Origin of the sequence: Streptomyces sp. CBMA156, assembly GCF_014596515.1 — a bacterium.
Classification (GTDB): Bacteria; Actinomycetota; Actinomycetes; order Streptomycetales; family Streptomycetaceae; genus Kitasatospora.
Map to the genome: position 1 here is coordinate 1 of NZ_MSJQ01000315.1, position 16,842 is coordinate 16,842.

The window sequence follows — 16,842 nt, forward strand, 5'->3', positions numbered from 1 at the left end:
GTTGACCGCCACCCGGGCGCCGGCCGCGGTGAAGGCCCGGGCCAGCGCGGCGCCGATGCCCCGCCCGCCGCCGGTCACCACCACGCCCCGGCCGTCGAACGCCCCGGTGCTCACAGCCCACCGCCGAGGGTGACCCCGCCGTCCAGGACCAGGGTCTGGCCGGTGATCCAGCCGGCGTCCGGGGAGAGCAGGAAGGCGACGGCGCCGGCGACGTCCTCGGGGACGCCGAGGCGGCCCAGCGGGTAGGCCCTGGCGACCTTCTCCTCGCGGCCCTCGTACAGGGCCTCGGCGAACCTGGTCTTGACGACGGCGGGGGCGACGGCGTTGACCCGGATGCCCTGGGGGCCCAGTTCGGCGGCGAGTTCGGTGGTGAGGCGGATCAGGGCGGCCTTGCTGACGCCGTACATGCCGATCCCGGGCGAGGAGCGGATGCCCGCGACGGAGGCGACGTTGACGATCGAGCCGCCGTGCCCGGCCATCCAGGCGGCGTGCACGCGGCGGGTCCAGGCGAGCGGGGCCAGCACGTTGACGGCGAGGATCTTGGCGGCGGAGGCCTCGTCGGTGTCGAGGACCGGGCCGTACACCGGGTTGATGCCGGTGTTGTTGACCAGGTGGTCGAGCCGGCCGAAGGCCTCCAGGGTGCGGGCGACGGCCTCCTCCTGGTGCGCCGGGTCGTCGGCCCTGCCCGCGACGGCGATGGCGTTGTCCGGGCCGCCCAGGTCGCGGACGGCCTCGGCCAGCGGCTCCGGGTTGCGGGCGGTGAGGCAGACCCTGGCCCCGCGGTCGACCAGCTCGCGCGCGATGCCGAGGCCGATGCCCCGGCTCGACCCGGTGACGACGGCCACCCGGTCCTTGAAGGAGTGCACCACGGAGCGTCCTGCCTTTCGTGCGAGGATCTCTGCCAGTCGCTGACTAAGCGCTTGCTCAGCATGCTGTCGGTGCGGGAGCCTGTCAACAGCCTGCCGAACGCCTGCCCGGTCCGTGGGGTGGTCGGCGGGAATGCCTGTACGAGTTCTCTGGGAGGATGACGCCATGACCAGCACCCCGCTCGCCGACCTCTGGCCGACCCTGCCCGGCGCCGACGCGCGCCCCGAAGCGGCGTACCGGCTGCTCCAGGCCGCGGTCGAGTCGTTCGCGGAGCGCGGCTTCCACGCCACCACGACCCGGGACATCGCCACCGCGGCGGGGATGAGCCCGGCGGCGCTGTACATCCACTACCAGTCGAAGGCCGCGCTGCTGGCCGAGATCAGCCGGGCCGGGCACGCCGCCACGCTGGCCCTGGTCAGGGGCGCGGCCGCGGGGCCGGGCGGTCCGGCCGAGCGGATGCGGCGGCTGGTGGAGGAGTTCACCGCCTGGCATGCCAGGGCCAGGACGGTCGGCCGGGTGGTCAACTACGAGCTGCACGCGCTGCCCGAGGACGCCTACGCCGTGGTCGCGGCACTGCGGCTGGACATCGAGCGCGAGGTCAGCGCGCTGATCGGGGCGGGGGTGGCGGCCGGTGAGTTCCAGGTGGCGGAGGTGCGGACGGCGGCCCGCGCGGTCACCTCGCTGGGCATCGACGTCTCCCGCTGGTACACCGGCAACTCCACCGAGGCGCCGGAGGAACTCGGGCGCCGCTACGGCGAGTTGGTCCTGCGGATGCTCGGCGCCCAGGCCTGACGGCGGGCGTCGCCGGGCCCGCCCTTGACCTGCTCACGGAGTGCGAGCAGACTCGTATACGACGTACGTGTGCCTCGTAGGCGTACAGCGCACAGGGACCGGCACGCAGGGTGACACCGCGGACCCCTCCCGGCGCACTCCCACCGCAGCTCCGACGCTGCGGATCGAAGCAGATCACCTCCCGCGGCGACCACGCCCCCGACCGGCGGCGCCGACGGGACCGACCCCCGACCCGGGCCGGCCCGGCCGGGTCGTGCCGCCGCCACCGTGCGGCGGCACGGGACGGCGCGCGCCGCGCCGTGGCGCGGCCCGGGCGGTTGGAGAAAGGGAGGCGCAGTGATGCCCTTCCGGCAATCGCATCAGGTCCGGCCCCGCTTCTGGCTGGAGACCGCCCTCGGCGGGCTGTCCGGACTGCTGTTCCTGATCACCCTGGTGTGGCCGCAGTGGATCGAGACGCTCCTCGGCATCGACCCGGACGCCGGCAGCGGCGCGGCGGAGTGGCTCGTGGTCGCGCTGGCGGCCGCCGTCACCGCCGCCTGCCTGCTCGGCGCGCGGATCGAGTGGCGCCGGGCGCACCCGTCCTCGGTCCGCGCCGTGCGGTGAACGGAGAGGAGGATCGTCATGACGGACACCACGCCCGTCAAGGGCGAGGAGCTCACCGATCTCGTCCGGCGGGCCCCGCTGAGCTTCCTGGGCACGGTCACCCGGGTCGGCGGCACCTCGCTCGCCGCCTTCCCGGCCGATGCCAGGAACGAACGGACGACCGTGGTCCGGGTGGACCAGGTGCTGCACGCGCCGGAGGCCTTCCGGCAACTCGGCGGCAGCGAGGTCACCGTCCAACTGGCCCCCGACGCCGATCTGTTGAAGGTCGGCGACGCGGCGGCCTTCTTCACCCAGGGCCTGGTCTACGGCGAGGGCCTGGGCGTCGCCGAAGTAGGCCGGCTGCCGGCCGAAGCCGTCCGGCCGCACGTCTCGATGGCCGCCACCACGGCCGACGAGCTGCCGTTCTCCCCGGTGCAGCGGAAGATCCGCGACCAGGACCTGGCCACGCACGCGGGCGAGGCCGACGCCGTCGTCCTCGGCACCGTGGTCGGCCTGGAGGACCTCGGCCTGCCCGACCACTCCGAGCACGCCCCGCACTGGTGGCGGGCCACGCTCGACGTCTCGCTCGTCGAGTCCGGCGCCGCCGCCCCCGGACGGATCACCGTCCTCTACCCGAGCAGCGGGGACGTCCGCTGGCGCCGGTCGCCGAAACCGGTGCCAGGCCAGCTGGGCCTGTGGCTGCTGCACGCGGCCGGGGGCGACCTGGCCGCGCAGGCCCCGTACACGCTGCTCCACCCCGACGACTACCAGCCGGCGCAGAAGCTCGCCGTGCTGAGGGAACGGAGGTGAGCCGGATGCCCACCATCAAGGTCGTCGACATCACCCCCAGGGCGCAGAGCGGCGACGTGGGGCTGGACAGCGAGCCCAACCTCGCGGTCAACCCGGAGAACCCGGACGAACTCGTCGCGACCGCCTTCACCCCCGACCCGATGAACGGGCCGCTCGCCCCGGTCTACGTCTCGACGGACGGCGGGGACACCTGGGTGCTGAACAGCGTCGTCCCCGGCAACGGGGGCCTCGGCACCGGGGACATCAGCGTCGGTTTCGGCGCGAAGGGAGGCCGCCTCTACACGGGCATCCTCAACGGCGTGACCGGCGACCTGCAGATCCTGCGCGCGCCGGTCGCCACCTCGACCGCGCCGATGGCCGTGCTGGTCGACCGGAGCGGGGAGGACCAGCCCTGGGTGGTCGCCACCACCGCCACGGCGAACGGCAGCGGCACCGACCGGGTGTACATCGGCAACAACGACGTCGCGCGGCAGGGCGGCACCGCCACCGTGGACGTCTCGCACGACGCCGGCACCGGGCCCGCGCCGGCCGGCTTCGCGCCCGTGCTGCTCGACCGGCGGGCCGGCACGCTCTTCGACGGGCCGCCGGTGCGGATCGCCGCGCATCCGGACGGCACGGTCTACGTCGCGTTCATGAGCATCACCGCCACCGGTGCGGGGTCCGTGATCACCTTCGACGTCGTGGTGACCCGCGACGACAAGGGCGGCATCGGACCGAACCCCTTCGAGGACCTCCTGGACTCGGCCGACAGCGAGGTCGGCCAGCGCGCGGTCACCGGCCGGAAGGTCCGGTTCAACCCGCGCCAGCGGACGCTGGGCCAGGAGCGCACCGGCGCCGACCTGTCCGTCGCCGTGGACCCGACGGACTCCAACAGCGTCTGGATCGCCTACTGCGACAACCTCGGCGGGACCGCCCCCACCGACTACGTGCTGCACAGCCGCCACTCGGCGGACCGGGGGCAGACCTGGTCCGCGGCCCGCCCGGACGTGGTCAACGGCAAGAACCCGTCGCTGGCGGTCAACTCCGACGGCCTGGTCGGACTGGTCTACCAGCAGCTGGTCCACAACCAGTGGTCGACGGTGCTGGAGCTGACCGCCGACGGCTTCGGGACCACGGAGAGCCACGTGCTGCACCAGGCCCCGGGGGACGTCCCGCCGGCGGGTGCACAGCTGCCGTACCTCGGTGACTACATCCGGATGGTCACGGTCGGGAAGGACTTCTACGGGATCTTCGCCGGCAACAACACGCCCGACCAGGCCAACTTCCCGGTGGGTGTGACCTACCAGCGCAACGCCAACTTCACCACCCGTCAACTGCTCAGCACGGACGGCGTGACCAAGGTCGCGCCGTCCATCGACCCGTTCTTCTTCCACCGGGCCGCCTGAGCGCACAGGCCGCGGCGCCCGCCACGAACGGTCGTGGCGGGCGCCGTGCTGTCGGGCACTGTGGCTTCGGGGGTCTCCAGGGGTCTGGGGTCTGGACGGTGGCTCGGGGTCTCAGGTGGCGGCCAGGCAGAACTGCACCAGCCCGGCGTCCACGTCGAGGACGATCTTCGCCATCTCCGCCCACGGCGGGTGGAAGGGGTTGGGCGACGGGACCGCGTCGTTGCCCCACTCGACCGTGAAGCCGAGCACCTTGCCCCGGTGGTCGGGGTCGGTGAAGTGGCGGGTGTAGACGTAGTCGTCGCTGGTCCCGCTGGTCGGGTACAGGTGGAAGCCGGTCATCGGCTTGTACGGCACACCGCGTACGCCGCCGACGCCCTGGCAGAACGCCTCGGCGAGCAGCTTGGCGGTGTCCTCGTCGCCCTTGGGGATGTACTCGGAGTACGCGAGGTCGCCGGGCAGGCCGCGCTTGCCGTCGTACTGGGAGTTGCGGAAGTTCATGTCCGGGTCGACCGACTGGTTGTCGTCGTCGCCCCAGTTGTAGAGCATGTCCTGCGCGTAGCTGTGGACGTCGACGAACCACCTGGTCCGCGGGCACTGGTCCAGCAGCCAGCGGACGTTGCGGGTCTCCGGTTCGGAGAACGCGCTCGGGCCGGCGTAGACCTGCGGATCGCACGGATCGGCCGACACCTGGGGGGTCGCGGCCGGGTCGAAGGCGGTGGCGAAGTCGAAGAGGAAGTCGTAGTTGCGGTTGAGGTCGACACCGACGCAGGACGGGTTCGGGCTGCCGCCGGCGTTGGCCGGGTTGCGGTTCTTGCGCCACATCGACCGGACGGTCTGGCTGTAGAGCCGGCCGTCGGGATTGACCAGCGGGTAGACCACCAGGTCCAGCCGGTGCAGCAGCGCGTCGACCTGGTCGGCGGTGAAGGTGGTGCCGCCGTAGCCGAGGCCGGTGCCGTCGCGCTGGGCCTCCAGGAGGTCGGCGGCGAAGTGGACGAGCACCTCGCAGCTGCCCCACTCACGGGCGTGCACGCCGCCGATCAGCAGCACGCAGTCCTTGGGGGCCGGCGCGGGTGTGCTGATCCTCAGGGCGTGGGCGGTGCGGCCCTCGACGGAGCGCTCGGGCAGGGTGATGAGCTGGGTGGAACCGGGGAAGGCGGCGGCCAGGCTGGTGACGGCGGACTCGACCTCGGTGATGTTCAGGTACGGCATGACGGGCCTCCCGGGTCAGCCGGTGAGCTTGGCGGCGAGGCCGTGCGGGACGGCGTCGGCGGGGGCGAACCGGTCGCCGCTGCCGACCTCGGCCTGGGCGGCGCGCCCGGCCTCACTGGCGTTGCCGGTCCTGGTGACCGTGACGCCCTCGCGTTCGAGGGCGGGCACCTGGGCGGCCGTGGCGTAGACGTCGATGCCGATGCGGCCGTCCGCCTCGACGTGCGGGCGTCCGCCGGTGTCGGAGCGGGTGTCGCGCAGCAGTGCGCGCAGGGTCTGCGGGTCCTTGGCGGTGACGCGCAGGCGCAGGATGTCGTCGTGCGGGTCGTACGGAACGGCGGACATGGCGGTCTTCTTCCGGGTGCCGTCGGAGCGGGGCCGGAGCGGTGTCCGGCGGCTCCCCGGGCGGCGCCGATTGGAGGGTATATGTCCGACGTGTACCTCGTATCCTCAGGATGCGTCGTCGCCGTAGAAGTCGTCAAGGGGCGGCTTGGGCATCCCGTCGAGCAGGCTGTCCAGGCCGCGCAGCATCTCGGCGTCGTCGTCGAAGTCGGCGAACCGGGGCACCAGGGCGCGCAGCCGCGGGTAGTCGGCGGCGGGCAGCAGGTGCAGGCCGAGCCGCAGGGCCGGGTCCGGCTCCTCCGGGTTGTCGACCACCTGGCGCTTGTCCACCAGCAGACAGCCGAGGTTCCAGGCGACGAAGGTGCGGTAGACGGTCAGCGAGCCGGCGTCGTCGAAGCCGGCCCGGCCGAGCACGGCGAGGATGTGCTCGGTGAGTTCGAGCACCGAGGCCGGGCGGCGGACCACCGGGACGGCCAGCGGGCGGGTCGCGACCAGCGGGAGGATCTCCGGGTGGGCGTGCGCGGTGGCGGCGAACGCCTGGGCGATCCGGCGCAGTTCGGCGCGCCAGTCCACCCCGCCGGGGCCGCGGCCGGTGTCGGCGCCGCGGCCGGTGTCGGTGCCGGTACTGCTGCCGGTTCGCAGCCGGGTGTTGATCTCGTCGAAGTAGGCCTCGACCAGGCCGTCGATCAGGGCCTCCTTGCCCGGGGTGTACCGGTACAGGGCCATCGACTCCACGCCGAGGTCGGCCGCGAGCCTGCGCATGGTCAGCGCGGCCAGGCCCTCGCGGTCGACCAGGGCCACGGCGGCGCCCAGCACCAGCGGGCGGCTCAGCCGGCCCCGCTTCTCGGGGGCGTCCTGCTCGGCCATGTCCGCACTCCTCCGGGTCGGTGGCAGCGTCGGCGGCCGTGCCGGGGCCGGTCGGTCCGAGCCGGTCGGGGAGCGGCTCGGCGGATCTGCCGCGGTGCGGGCCCGCTGCCGGGCTGGGTCTTCGGCGGATGTCAATCGGCGGGTGATGTCACTCAGCGGATACAGAACCAGGATACAAGGTATGAATCGGACGTAGACGGGTGAGCGGGTGCTGTCTGTGGATTCGTTGATTCCGCTGGTCAGTCGGCCGGTCGGGCGGCGGGCCGGACCGTGAGGCCGGCGACCGGGACGGCGGGGTCGGCTGCGGTGAGTGACCGAAACGGGCGGCGGCGGCCGGTGGCGGGGGCGGCGTGGCGGGCTCGATCCGCCGTCGGGCGCCGGGGGTTGAGGCCGTGCGCGGGACGGTGGGTGTGGTGACGGGGGCGGACCGGTCGAACGCGGTGCGTAGTCGGGCGGGGCTTCGGTCGAGGAGCAGGCGGACGGCGAGGACGGCGACCAGGGCTGAGCCCCGGGGCGGGGGTGGCAACCGGTTCTCCAGGGGCGCCGGGTAGCGTGGGCCGTCCGGACGCCGTCCCCGTGAGGAGAGCCGATGAGCAGTCAGAACGACCGGGTGCGCGAGCTGTTGGCGGAGGCCTGGACCTCCTGGGCGGAGCGGGGTGCGGGCCTGGGCGCCGAGGAGTGGGACAGGCCGACCCGGCTGCCCGGGTGGACCGTCCGGGCGCTGTACGCGCACGTGGCGCCGGTGCCGGAGATGTTCACGGGGCTGCGCGGGGCGGTCGTCGACGGGCCGGCCGAGGTGGCCACCGGGGCCGGCATCCTGCGGGCCTACAACCGGCCGGGCGGCCTCGCCCACACCGCCGCCGGGCAGATCGCCGAGGCGGCGACGCAGTCGGCGGGAGAGACCGGACCCGCCGTGCTGATCGCCCGGTTCGGTGTCGAGGGTCCGGCCGCGCTGGCCGGTCTGGCCGACCTGTCGCCGGCCGCCACGGTGGCGCACCCGCTGCTCGGCAGCGTGACGGTCGGTGCGCTCGGCGAGGTGGCGCTGATGGAGGCGACCGTCCACCTGCTCGACCTGATCGCGGCCGTCGGCGGCCCGCCGCCCGCGGAGGAGGCGCTGCGCTTCACCCGTGCGCTGCTGGCGGAGGTCGCCGACCCGGTGGCCTTCATCGAGGCGGCGACCGGGCGCGGCGCGGAGGCGGTGCTGCCGGTCATCCGGTAGTGCGGTCGTCCGGTGAACCGGTCGTCCGCTCAGGTGACCATCGGGTGAACCGGTCATCCGGTGAGCGGGCCATCAGGTGAGGTGGCCGACCGGTGATCCGGTCATCGGATGAGGCGTATGCGTCACATGTCATGAGCCTTTCAAAGGTGCGGGTTTGCTGTCACGCTGCTGCTCCCGGCCCGCTCCCCACGAGAGGTTCCGATGAGAAGAATCCTGCCTGCCCTGACCGGCGCCGCCCTGTTCGCGGCGACCGGCCTCGCGGCGCTCGCCACCCCCGCTGTGGCGAGCGCCGCGGACTGCACACCCGCCCAGGTGGTGGCCAACGGCGGTTTCGAGTCCGGCGGTTCGCCCTGGACGGCGCCCAGCGGCGCGATCACCGCCGACAGCGGCCAGAGCCCGCACTCCGGCAGCTCCTACGCCTGGCTCGACGGCTACGGCTCCAGCCACACCGACACGCTCTCCCAGTCCGTCACCCTCCCGGCCGGATGCGGCACCGCGACGCTCGGGTTCTGGCTGCACGTCGACACCGCCGAGACGACCGGCAGCACCGCCTACGACAAGCTGTCCGTCAGGCTCGGCTCCACCACCGTGGCCACCTACTCCAACCTGGACGCCCGGGCCGGGTACGTGCACAAGACCGTCGACGTGTCCGCCTTCGCGGGCCAGACCGTGACGCTGGCCTTCACCGGCGTCGAGGACGCCAGCCTCCAGACCAGCTTCGTGCTGGACGACGTCACCCTGGACGCCTCCGGCGGCGGCACCCCGCCCCAGCCCGGCGACCCGACCCGCACCCCGGCCGCGCCGGCCTACACCGTAGGCCTCACCAGCGACGCCTCCGGCGGCAGTTGGACCGGACACGAGAGCGTGACCTTCGCCAACGCCTCGCCCACCCCGCTGAACGAGGTGTACCTGCGGCTGTGGGACAACGCCCACGGCAGCTGCCCCGGCACCCCGGTCACGGTGACCAACGTGACCGGCGGCACCGCCTCCCTGCTCACGGTGAACTGCACCGCGCTGAAGATCACCCTGCCGGCTCCGCTCGCGCAGGGCCAGAGCGGCACCGTCGGCTTCGACCTCGGCATCACCGTGCCGAGCGGCGCGGACCGCTTCGGCCACGACGGCGCGTACAACTTCCTCGGCAACGCCCTGCCCGTCCTGGCGATACGGGACGCGGCCGGCTGGCACCTCGACCCGTACACCAACAACGGCGAGTCCTTCTACGCGGTGGCCTCGGACTTCGCCGTCACCCTGGACCACCCGACCGGCCTGCTGGTGCCCGCGACCGGCACCTCGGTGGACACCCCCGGCGCGGCCGGGCGGACCGTCACCAAGGCGACCGCGAGCAAGGTGCGCGAATTCGCCTGGGGCGCCGGACCGTTCACCAGGATCTCCGGCACCTCCGCGGCAGGGGTGAAGGTGAACGTCTACTCGGTGGCCGGGATCAGCGCGGCCGACTCCGCGTCGATGCTCTCCACCGCGACCTCGGCGGTCGACGCCCACGCCCAGCGCTTCGGGGCCTACCCGTACGGCGAGCTGGACGCGGTGATCGACAACAACTTCTGGTTCGGCGGCATGGAGTACCCGGGTTTCGTCCTCGACCTGGTCAGCACCACGGCGCTCACCCACGAGATCGGCCACCAGTGGTGGTACGGCATCGTGGGCGACGACGAGTACAACGGCCCCTGGCTGGACGAGGCCTTCACCGACTACGCCACCGACCTCGCCCTCGGCAAGACCGGCAACGGCTGCTGGAACAGCGTCTCCTGGGCCTCCCCGGCCGAGAAGATCACCAACTCGATGGCGTACTGGGATGCCAACTCCTCCCGCTACTCCACGGTCGTCTACGGCTACGGCAAGTGCGCCCTGCACGACCTGCGCCGGACGATCGGCGACACCGCGATGACCACGCTGCTGCGGAACTACGCGCAGGCGCACTGGTACGGCATCTCCACCACCGCGGAGTTCAAGGCCGCGGCCCAGGCCGCCACCACCGTGGACCTGACCTCCTTCTGGAGCCAGCACCGCATCGAGGGCTGAGCCCGCACGGCCCGGTGTCGCCCCCGGTCCCGGCCGGGGGCGACACCCCTTGACGCCACGGGGGGCCGGGAGGACGCTGTACGTGTACGACATAAGCGTGTGCCGTACGCGGACAGTCGAAAGCACACGACCAAGAGTCGCGAGGCTCCCGGCGCTGACCCGACCGCTGGAGCGATCATGTCGACCAACCACTACGTGGCGCTGCCGGACAGCTCCCGCGTTCCGCTGGGCGGAGCGCGGGTCATCGGACCGGCCGACCCACGGGCACCCCTGACCGTCACCGTCTACCTGCGGCGCGACCCCGACGCGCCCCCGCGTCCCGACGTCTACGAACTCGCGATGCAGCCACCGACCCGCCGCACCGCCCCCGACGACGACGCGTACGCCGCCGTCCACCGGTGGCGCGACACCGACCTCAAGGCGGTCGAGGCGTTCGCCGGCGACCACCACCTCGCCGTCTCCAACGAGAACCCGCCGGCCCGCAGCGTCCAGCTGACCGGCACCACCGAGGACGTCTCGAACGCCTTCCGGGTCACCCTGGCCCGCTACCGCTACCGGGACGCCGACGACAACTCCCGGATCTACCGCGGCCGCGAAGGCGCGGTCAACGTCCCCGCCGGGCTGAGCGGCATCGTCACCGGCGTCTTCGGCCTGGACAACCGGCCGATCGGCGCCAACCTGCTGATCCGCCCGGCCTTCACGGACCTCTCGCTGCCGATCGCCGAGGCCGTGCCGGGGCTGCCGGCCGGCGTCTTCCTCCCGACCGACCTGGAGACCCCGTACGCCTACCCCGCCGGAACCGACGGCAGCGGACAGTGCGTCGCCGTCCTCGCGTTCAACGGCGAGACGGATCCCGGCGTCCCCTCCGGCGGCTACTCGGCCGACGCGCTGCGCACCTACTTCGCCGCCCTCGGCAGGCCCATGCCGGACATCACCAACGTGGTGATCCCGAACGTCGGATCCACCGGCAACGACCCGGGCCGGGACGACGGGGGACCGCTGCGGCTCGACAGCACCGGTGAGATCATGCTCGACCTCGCGGTGGTCGGTTCCCTCGCGCCCAAGGCGAAGATCGTCGTCTACTTCAGCAAGTTCACCGAGCAGGGCTGGGTGGACGTGATCCACCGGATCGTGACCGACACGGTCAACCGGCCCTCGGTGATCTCCTGCAGCTACGGCAACGCCGAGGAGGGCCGCACGGTGTGGACCCCCGGGGCGATTGCCAGCGCCGACGCGGCCTTCGCCAACGCGGCCGAGAAGTTCATCAGCATCTGCTGCGCCTCGGGGGACGACGGCTCGAAGGACCAGGCGCTCGACGAGCGCGCCCACGCCGACTTCCCCGCCTCCAGCCCGCACGTGCTCGGCGTCGGCGGTACCCGCCTGGTGGTGGATCAGGGGCAGGTGGTCAGCGAGACCGTCTGGGACGACGGTGCGGGCAACCGGACCGGTGGCGGCATCAGCAAGCTGTTCCCGGTGCCGCCCTTCCAGGACGGTGCTGAGGTGCCCCCGTCGGCCAACCCGCCGCACGCGCAGGGCCGGGGCGTGCCGGACGTGGCCGCGCTCGCGGCCGGCAGCACCGGCGTGGTCGTCCCGAGCATCGACGGCGAGCACGTTCTCGTGACCGGCGGCACCAGCGCCGCCGCCCCGATGTGGTCCGCCCTGCTCGCCAGGGTCAACCAGGGCCTGCCCGGCGCGGCCCAGGTCGGCTTCCTGAACCCGCTGCTGTACGCGAAGCTGGCGACGGGCGTGCTGCGGGACGTCACCAAGGGCAGCAACGGCGCGTACTTCGCCGGGAAGGGCTGGGACGCGTGCACCGGCCTCGGTACCCCGGGCGGCCGGCAGTTGCTGGACGGGCTCAAGGCCCTGTGACCTCCGGCCGCCCATCCGTCGGGCCCCGGCTCGGGGGCGGGGCCCGACGGCCGGGGGTCAGCCCAGGGCGAGGGCGCGGAGGCGGTCGGCCGCGCCGTTGAAGTAGTTCTGGTCACCGGGGAAGGTGCCGGCGTCGGCGAACTGCCAGAAGGTCTGGTAGCCCCAGCCGTTCGGCAGGGTGCCGACGGAGGAGGCGTAGCGGGCTATCCAGAGCGGGTTGGTGGCGCCGAAGCCGGCGTTGTTCCCGGTGCACTGGGTCCACCAGTTGGTGGTGGTGTAGATGGTGGGATAGCGGCCGGTGCGCGCGTGCACGGTGTTGCTGAAGTCGCGGATCCAGCCGACCATGGCGCTCTGGCTGAGGCCGTAGCAGGTGGCGCCGTAGGGGTTGTACTCGATGTCCAGCGCGGGCGGCAGGGTCTTGCCGTCGGCGGACCAGCCGCCGCCGTGGCTGACGAAGTAGTTGGCCTGGGTGGCGCCGGAGGAGGAGTTCGGCAGTGCGAAGTGGTAGGCGCCGCGGACCAGGCCGGAGTTGTACGAGCCGTTGTACTGCTGGGCGAAGTACGGGTTGGTGTAGCCGGTGCCCTCGGTGGCCTTGACGTAGGCGAACCTGCCGCCGTTGGCGGACACCGAGGACCAGTTGACGTTGCCCTGGTAGCCGGAGACGTCCAGCCCGGGGGTCTGGGTGGCGGCGAGGGAGGCGAACGGGGCGGCGGCGCGGCCCTCGCGGGCGGCGACGGTGGAGCCGGCGAAGTCCTGCTCGGGGTGGAAGCCGGGGAGGCCCTCGGCGACGGGGGCGGAGGCGACGGGGGCGGGCTCGGCCGCGTGGGCGGGGGCGGCCAGGCCTGCGGTGAGGGCGGCCACGGCGGTGAGGGCGGCCAGTGCGGGCAGGCGGCGACGGGCCGCTCGGACGGTGCGGGCGGTGCCTGTGGTGCCTGTGGTGCGGGCGGAGCGGGAAGAGCGGGGCATGAGCACTCCTCTGGTTCCGTGCGAGGGGAAGGTCGAAATGACCCGGTACGGCCGGGGTCTGACCGGCCGTACCGCAGAGTAGCCATGTACCTGGCATCGCCGCCAGGCATCTTTGTTCACATCGTGAACGCACGTCACATGGGCCGGATCGCCATGACCGGCAACCGGCCTTGCCGGTCTTGCCGGTGGCGCGGGGTGCGAGCCGGCGGCCGGGGCGGGCCGGGGCGGACCCGGGCGTGCCCGGCGCGCTGTGGCACGATGCCCGCGGGCCGGCCATCACGGGCGGCCCCCGCACATGAGGAGAGCAGCAGCCATGACCGAGACCGTCACCGACCCCGCCCGGCCCGTCGGGGAGCCCGCGTTCCGCCCCGCCACCCCCGCCGACGTCCCGGCGCTGGTCGCGCTGGTCGAGTCCGCCTACCGGGGCGAGTCCAGCCGGGCCGGGTGGACCACCGAGGCGCACCTGCTGGACGGCCGGCGCACCAACCCGGAGGCCGTCACGGAGGCCGTGAACCACCCCGAGGGCCTGGTGCTGCTGGCCGAGCGGGACGGCGAACTGCTCGCCTGCTGCCAGCTCGAACGGCGCGGCGAGCTGGCCTACTTCGGCATGTTCTCGGTGCGCCCCGGGCTCCAGGGCGGCGGGATCGGCCGTGCCGTGCTGGCCGAGGCGGAGCGGCTGGCGGCCGAGGAGTGGGGCGTCGGCGCGATGGAGATGACGGTGATCGAGCAGCGCGCCGATCTGATCGCCTGGTACGAGCGGCGCGGCTTCCGGCGTACCGGCGAGTTCAGTCCGTTCCCGTACGGCGACGAGCGCTTCGGCATCCCGCTGCGGCCGGATCTCCGGTTCGCGCACCTCGTCAAGGAGTTGAAGGCAGTGTGAGAGAACGGACGCCGGTGTACGGGAGTTGACGGCTGTGACGGGGGCCTTGCGGGCATCTGAAACGGCCCGCCCTCGGGGTTCGGTTCAGCCTCGCTCGACCGGGTTTCCGCAGGTGACATGCCGTCAAGTCGCTGAGCTGCGGCGATGCGGAGATGTCATACCTCGTTCATGATTGGTCTAGGCCAATGTGAGAAGCTGAGCGCGAACGGCCACGTTCCGTCCGCTGCCCAGGGGGGCCATTTCCGCATGCCCGTTCTCCATGGCACCGCCATGTCCGCACCCGACACCGGTCCGCGCCGGACACCCGAGGAGCCCGACGACCACCGACTGCCCAGCCCGCCCGACGACGAGGAGCTCTACTGGTACTTCGGCCCGCAGCGCCGCTGGGTGCTGCTCTGCGCCACCCTCTCCTACGCGGGAGCCACCGCCACGCTCGGCCTGTTCGCCCTCAGCAAGCCGCTGCTCTGGCCGTTCCTGGTGCTCACCGTGCTCAACGCGGCCACCTGGCTGCTCTCGCTCACCGACGGCCAGCGCGCCCGGCGCTTCACCCGCGACTCGCACGACCTGCTGATGCGCGCCTGGAGCCCGGCCCGCGCCCCGAGCGTGGACCTGCTGCTGCCGACCGCCGGCGAACCGCTGGCCGTCCTGGACAACGCCTACCGGTACACCGCGGCCGTCCGGTGGCCCGGTGAGCTGACCGTCCTGGTGCTCGACGACGCCGGCCGCCCCGAGGTGCGCGAACTCGCCGAGTCCTACGGCTTCCGGTACCACGCCCGCCCCGACCGGGGCCGCTTCAAGAAGGCCGGCAACCTCAACCACGGCCTGGCCGAGGGCACCGGCGAGATCATCGCCGTCCTGGACGCGGACTTCTGCCCCCGCCCCGACTTCCTGCACCACCTGGTGCCCTACCTCGACAACCCCGAGGTCGGCATCGTGCAGAGCCCGCAGTGCTTCGACACGGACGCCGACATGTCCTGGCTCGAACGCGCCGCGGGAGCCACCCAGGAGATCTTCTACCGCTGGATCCAGCCCTCCAGGGACGCCCAGGACGGCACCGTCTGCTGCGGCACCAACGCGCTCTACCGCCGTGCCGCGCTGAAGCGGATCGGCGGCTTCGCCGAGATCGACCACAGCGAGGACCTCTACACGGGGCTCGCCCTCGCCCGCGCCGGATGGTCCACCCGCTACGTCCCCGCGCTGGTCGCCAAGGGCATGTCGCCCACCGGCCTGCCCGCCTTCATCAGCCAGCAGTACCGCTGGTGCCTCGGCTCCCTGGCCCTGGTCCGCGACCCGGACTTCCGCAAGGGACCGCTGCCCAAGTCCGCCCGGCTCTGCTTCTGGAACGGCATCCTCGGCTACGTCACCAGCGCGGTGAACGTCTTCGCCGTGCCGCTGCCCGCCCTGATCATGCTGTTCTTCCGGCCCGAGGAGATCCAGCCCTGGCAGGTGCTGCCGTTCCTGCCGCCGATCTGGGTCTCCCTGGTGCTGCTGCCCGCGATGTCCCGCACCCGCTGGCGCTTCGAGGTCACCCGGGTGCAACTCCTCGGCGGGCTCTGCCACGTGGTCGCCATCGCCCACGCGCTGCGCCGCCGCTCCGCCGACTGGGTGCCCACCGGCGCCGTCTCCGGCGGCAGTTCGCTCGCCCGCGCCGTCGCCCGGATCGGGGTCGGCTGGCTCGGGTTCGTCGTCCTCGCCGGCATCGCCGGACTGGTCCGGGCCGCGATGCTGTACGGCTGGCAGCCGTACTGGGCGCTCACCCTGCTGCTCGGGCTCACCGCGTACACCATCATCCCGCTGATCCGGGAACTGTGGCCGCTGGTGAACGGCACGAAGGGCGGCAAGGGCGCCGCCGTCGGCGAGGTCGCCGCACCCGCACGGGGCCGTTCCGACCTCGGGTTCGGCCGGGCCGAGGCCGTCGCCGTCACCGCCGTGCTGCTGCTGTGCGGGCTGCTGGCCTCCGGCTGGGCCGACCCGCTGATCTTCTGACACACCGCCCGACTGGCTGACGCACCGTCGCGTCCGCTTCTCCCTCCGCTCTCCGATCCCTGTCGATCGCCGCGTTTCCTTGCGCGTCGCCCCACCGGCGCGGACACCGCCAGGCCGCCCCATCGGCCCGGCGGCCCCGACAACCGCTGCCAGCCCTGCAAGGAGCACCGCCGTGTCAACGGCCGTACCACCTTCGTCCTCCGCCTCCTCCGCTGCCGTCCCGTCCTCCGCCGCTTCGTCCACCGCCGCCGCCGTACCGGACGCACCGGCCTCCGGCTCCGCCGAACTGCTGCTGCCCGGCGTCGTCCGGGTGGACCGGGACCCCGCCGTCCCGCAGCGCGCCGCCGTCGCCGAGAGCGGGCAGCCCCGCCGGCGCACCGCCTTCCGCCCCGACATCGAGGGGCTGCGCGGCGTCGCCGTGCTCTCCGTCCTCGCGTTCCACTCCGCCGTCCCCGGTCTGACCGGCGGCTTCGTCGGCGTCGACGTCTTCTTCGTCATCTCCGGCTTCCTGATCACCGGCCTGCTGGTCGGCCGGCCGCTCGGCCTGTGGGACTTCGCCGCCCGCCGGGCCCGGCGCATCCTGCCCGCCGCGGCCACCGTGCTGGTCGCCACCGCCGTCGCCGGCGGCGCGCTGCTCGACCCGCTGCGCGGCACCGACCTCGCCCGCGACCTGATCGCCTCCGCCGGCCAGTTCGCCAACTGGCGCTTCGTCGGCCAGCAGACCGACTACCTGGCCGCCGAACGCGACCCCAGCCCGCTGCAGCACTTCTGGTCGCTGGGCGTGGAGAACCAGTTCTACCTGCTCTGGGGCGTCCTGCTGCTCGGCCTCGCCCGCTACCTGCACGGGCGCCGCCGCACCCTGGCGATCACCCTCACCACGGTGGCCATCGGCGGCGTCTCGCTGGTCCTGTGCCTGCGCTGGACCGCCACCTCCGCGCCGCTCGCCTACTTCTCCACCGGCAGCCGGCTCTGGGAGTTCGCGGCCGGGGCCTGCGCGGCGCTGGCCGGCGCGGCGCTCGCCGCCCGCACCGAGC

15 protein-coding genes are annotated in these 16,842 nt (G+C 73.2%); 10 read left to right on the top strand and 5 right to left on the bottom strand.

Features of this window, described 5'->3' with window-relative positions:
* Positions 1–110: 110 nt before the first annotated feature.
* The gene (locus BU198_RS27260; protein WP_317620342.1) at positions 111–869 is read right to left on the bottom strand and encodes an SDR family oxidoreductase; all 759 of its coding nucleotides are present in this window, start codon (positions 867–869) and stop codon (positions 111–113) included.
* A 163-nt stretch (positions 870–1,032) separates the two neighbouring features.
* Between BU198_RS27260 and BU198_RS27265 the strand changes: the two genes are divergently transcribed.
* The 4 genes from BU198_RS27265 (at position 1,033) to BU198_RS27280 (ending at position 4,436) form a co-directional block, all read left to right on the top strand.
* The gene (locus BU198_RS27265) at positions 1,033–1,659 is read left to right on the top strand and encodes a TetR/AcrR family transcriptional regulator (RefSeq protein ID WP_188299530.1); all 627 of its coding nucleotides are present in this window, start codon (positions 1,033–1,035) and stop codon (positions 1,657–1,659) included.
* Between the two features lie 339 nt (positions 1,660–1,998).
* Positions 1,999–2,262: an ABC transporter permease gene (locus BU198_RS27270; RefSeq protein WP_188299531.1), complete on the top strand. Its 264-nt coding sequence runs from the start codon at positions 1,999–2,001 to the stop codon at positions 2,260–2,262.
* Between the two features lie 18 nt (positions 2,263–2,280).
* Positions 2,281–3,051 carry a hypothetical protein gene (locus BU198_RS27275; protein WP_188299532.1) on the top strand — a complete coding sequence of 257 codons (771 nt, stop codon included), beginning with the start codon at positions 2,281–2,283 and terminating at the stop codon, positions 3,049–3,051.
* Between the two features lie 5 nt (positions 3,052–3,056).
* Positions 3,057–4,436: a hypothetical protein gene (locus BU198_RS27280; RefSeq protein ID WP_188299533.1), complete on the top strand. Its 1,380-nt coding sequence runs from the start codon at positions 3,057–3,059 to the stop codon at positions 4,434–4,436.
* Positions 4,437–4,547: 111 nt separating this feature from the next.
* Here the strand turns inward: BU198_RS27280 and BU198_RS27285 are convergent, their stop codons facing one another.
* The 3 genes from BU198_RS27285 to BU198_RS27295 form a co-directional block, all read right to left on the bottom strand.
* A complete protein-coding gene (locus BU198_RS27285; RefSeq protein ID WP_188299534.1) occupies positions 4,548–5,645 on the bottom strand; it encodes a M14 family metallopeptidase in 1,098 nt (365 codons plus the stop codon).
* Positions 5,646–5,660: 15 nt separating this feature from the next.
* Positions 5,661–5,987, bottom strand: a complete 327-nt coding sequence (locus BU198_RS27290) for a hypothetical protein (RefSeq protein WP_188299535.1) — start codon at positions 5,985–5,987, stop codon at positions 5,661–5,663.
* 105 nt (positions 5,988–6,092) lie between these two features.
* Positions 6,093–6,851, bottom strand: coding sequence for a TetR/AcrR family transcriptional regulator (locus BU198_RS27295; RefSeq protein WP_188299536.1), 759 nt, complete (start codon positions 6,849–6,851; stop codon positions 6,093–6,095).
* Positions 6,852–7,440: 589 nt separating this feature from the next.
* Here BU198_RS27295 and BU198_RS27300 point away from each other — a divergent pair.
* The 3 genes from BU198_RS27300 to BU198_RS27310 all read left to right on the top strand — a co-directional run bounded on the left by BU198_RS27300 (position 7,441) and on the right by BU198_RS27310 (position 11,976).
* Positions 7,441–8,070 (top strand): maleylpyruvate isomerase N-terminal domain-containing protein, encoded by a 630-nt coding sequence (locus tag BU198_RS27300; RefSeq protein ID WP_188299537.1) that lies wholly within the window; start codon positions 7,441–7,443, stop codon positions 8,068–8,070.
* A 201-nt stretch (positions 8,071–8,271) separates the two neighbouring features.
* Positions 8,272–10,107 carry a M1 family metallopeptidase gene (locus tag BU198_RS27305; protein WP_188299538.1) on the top strand — a complete coding sequence of 612 codons (1,836 nt, stop codon included), beginning with the start codon at positions 8,272–8,274 and terminating at the stop codon, positions 10,105–10,107.
* Between the two features lie 177 nt (positions 10,108–10,284).
* A complete protein-coding gene (locus BU198_RS27310) occupies positions 10,285–11,976 on the top strand; it encodes a protease pro-enzyme activation domain-containing protein (protein ID WP_188299539.1) in 1,692 nt (563 codons plus the stop codon).
* Positions 11,977–12,033: 57 nt separating this feature from the next.
* Here the strand turns inward: BU198_RS27310 and BU198_RS27315 are convergent, their stop codons facing one another.
* The gene (locus tag BU198_RS27315; RefSeq protein WP_188299540.1) at positions 12,034–12,942 is read right to left on the bottom strand and encodes a lysozyme; all 909 of its coding nucleotides are present in this window, start codon (positions 12,940–12,942) and stop codon (positions 12,034–12,036) included.
* 313 nt (positions 12,943–13,255) lie between these two features.
* On the opposite strand from BU198_RS27315, the gene BU198_RS27320 reads away from it, so the two are divergent.
* The 3 genes from BU198_RS27320 to BU198_RS27330 all read left to right on the top strand — a co-directional run.
* Positions 13,256–13,822 (top strand): GNAT family N-acetyltransferase, encoded by a 567-nt coding sequence (locus BU198_RS27320; protein ID WP_188299541.1) that lies wholly within the window; start codon positions 13,256–13,258, stop codon positions 13,820–13,822.
* Positions 13,823–14,068: 246 nt separating this feature from the next.
* Positions 14,069–15,808 carry a cellulose synthase catalytic subunit gene (locus BU198_RS27325; protein ID WP_317620344.1) on the top strand — a complete coding sequence of 580 codons (1,740 nt, stop codon included), beginning with the start codon at positions 14,069–14,071 and terminating at the stop codon, positions 15,806–15,808.
* 172 nt (positions 15,809–15,980) lie between these two features.
* On the top strand, positions 15,981–16,842 hold an 862-nt coding region (locus BU198_RS27330; RefSeq protein WP_317620345.1), incomplete at its 3' end, for an acyltransferase.

What these genes read in the sequence shown, in the direction of transcription:
- BU198_RS27265 (WP_188299530.1), top strand. Translation starts at nt 1,033, where the DNA reads ATGACCAGCACCCCGCTCGCCGACCTCTGGCCGACCCTGCCCGGCGCC.
- BU198_RS27315 (WP_188299540.1), bottom strand. Translation starts at nt 12,942, where the DNA reads ATGCCCCGCTCTTCCCGCTCCGCCCGCACCACAGGCACCACAGGCACC.
- BU198_RS27270 (WP_188299531.1), top strand. Translation starts at nt 1,999, where the DNA reads ATGCCCTTCCGGCAATCGCATCAGGTCCGGCCCCGCTTCTGGCTGGAG.
- BU198_RS27300 (WP_188299537.1), top strand. Translation starts at nt 7,441, where the DNA reads ATGAGCAGTCAGAACGACCGGGTGCGCGAGCTGTTGGCGGAGGCCTGG.
- BU198_RS27290 (WP_188299535.1), bottom strand. Translation starts at nt 5,987, where the DNA reads ATGTCCGCCGTTCCGTACGACCCGCACGACGACATCCTGCGCCTGCGC.
- BU198_RS27310 (WP_188299539.1), top strand. Translation starts at nt 10,285, where the DNA reads ATGTCGACCAACCACTACGTGGCGCTGCCGGACAGCTCCCGCGTTCCG.
- BU198_RS27325 (WP_317620344.1), top strand. Translation starts at nt 14,069, where the DNA reads ATGCCCGTTCTCCATGGCACCGCCATGTCCGCACCCGACACCGGTCCG.
- BU198_RS27275 (WP_188299532.1), top strand. Translation starts at nt 2,281, where the DNA reads ATGACGGACACCACGCCCGTCAAGGGCGAGGAGCTCACCGATCTCGTC.
- BU198_RS27305 (WP_188299538.1), top strand. Translation starts at nt 8,272, where the DNA reads ATGAGAAGAATCCTGCCTGCCCTGACCGGCGCCGCCCTGTTCGCGGCG.
- BU198_RS27285 (WP_188299534.1), bottom strand. Translation starts at nt 5,645, where the DNA reads ATGCCGTACCTGAACATCACCGAGGTCGAGTCCGCCGTCACCAGCCTG.
- BU198_RS27320 (WP_188299541.1), top strand. Translation starts at nt 13,256, where the DNA reads ATGACCGAGACCGTCACCGACCCCGCCCGGCCCGTCGGGGAGCCCGCG.
- BU198_RS27280 (WP_188299533.1), top strand. Translation starts at nt 3,057, where the DNA reads ATGCCCACCATCAAGGTCGTCGACATCACCCCCAGGGCGCAGAGCGGC.
- BU198_RS27295 (WP_188299536.1), bottom strand. Translation starts at nt 6,851, where the DNA reads ATGGCCGAGCAGGACGCCCCCGAGAAGCGGGGCCGGCTGAGCCGCCCG.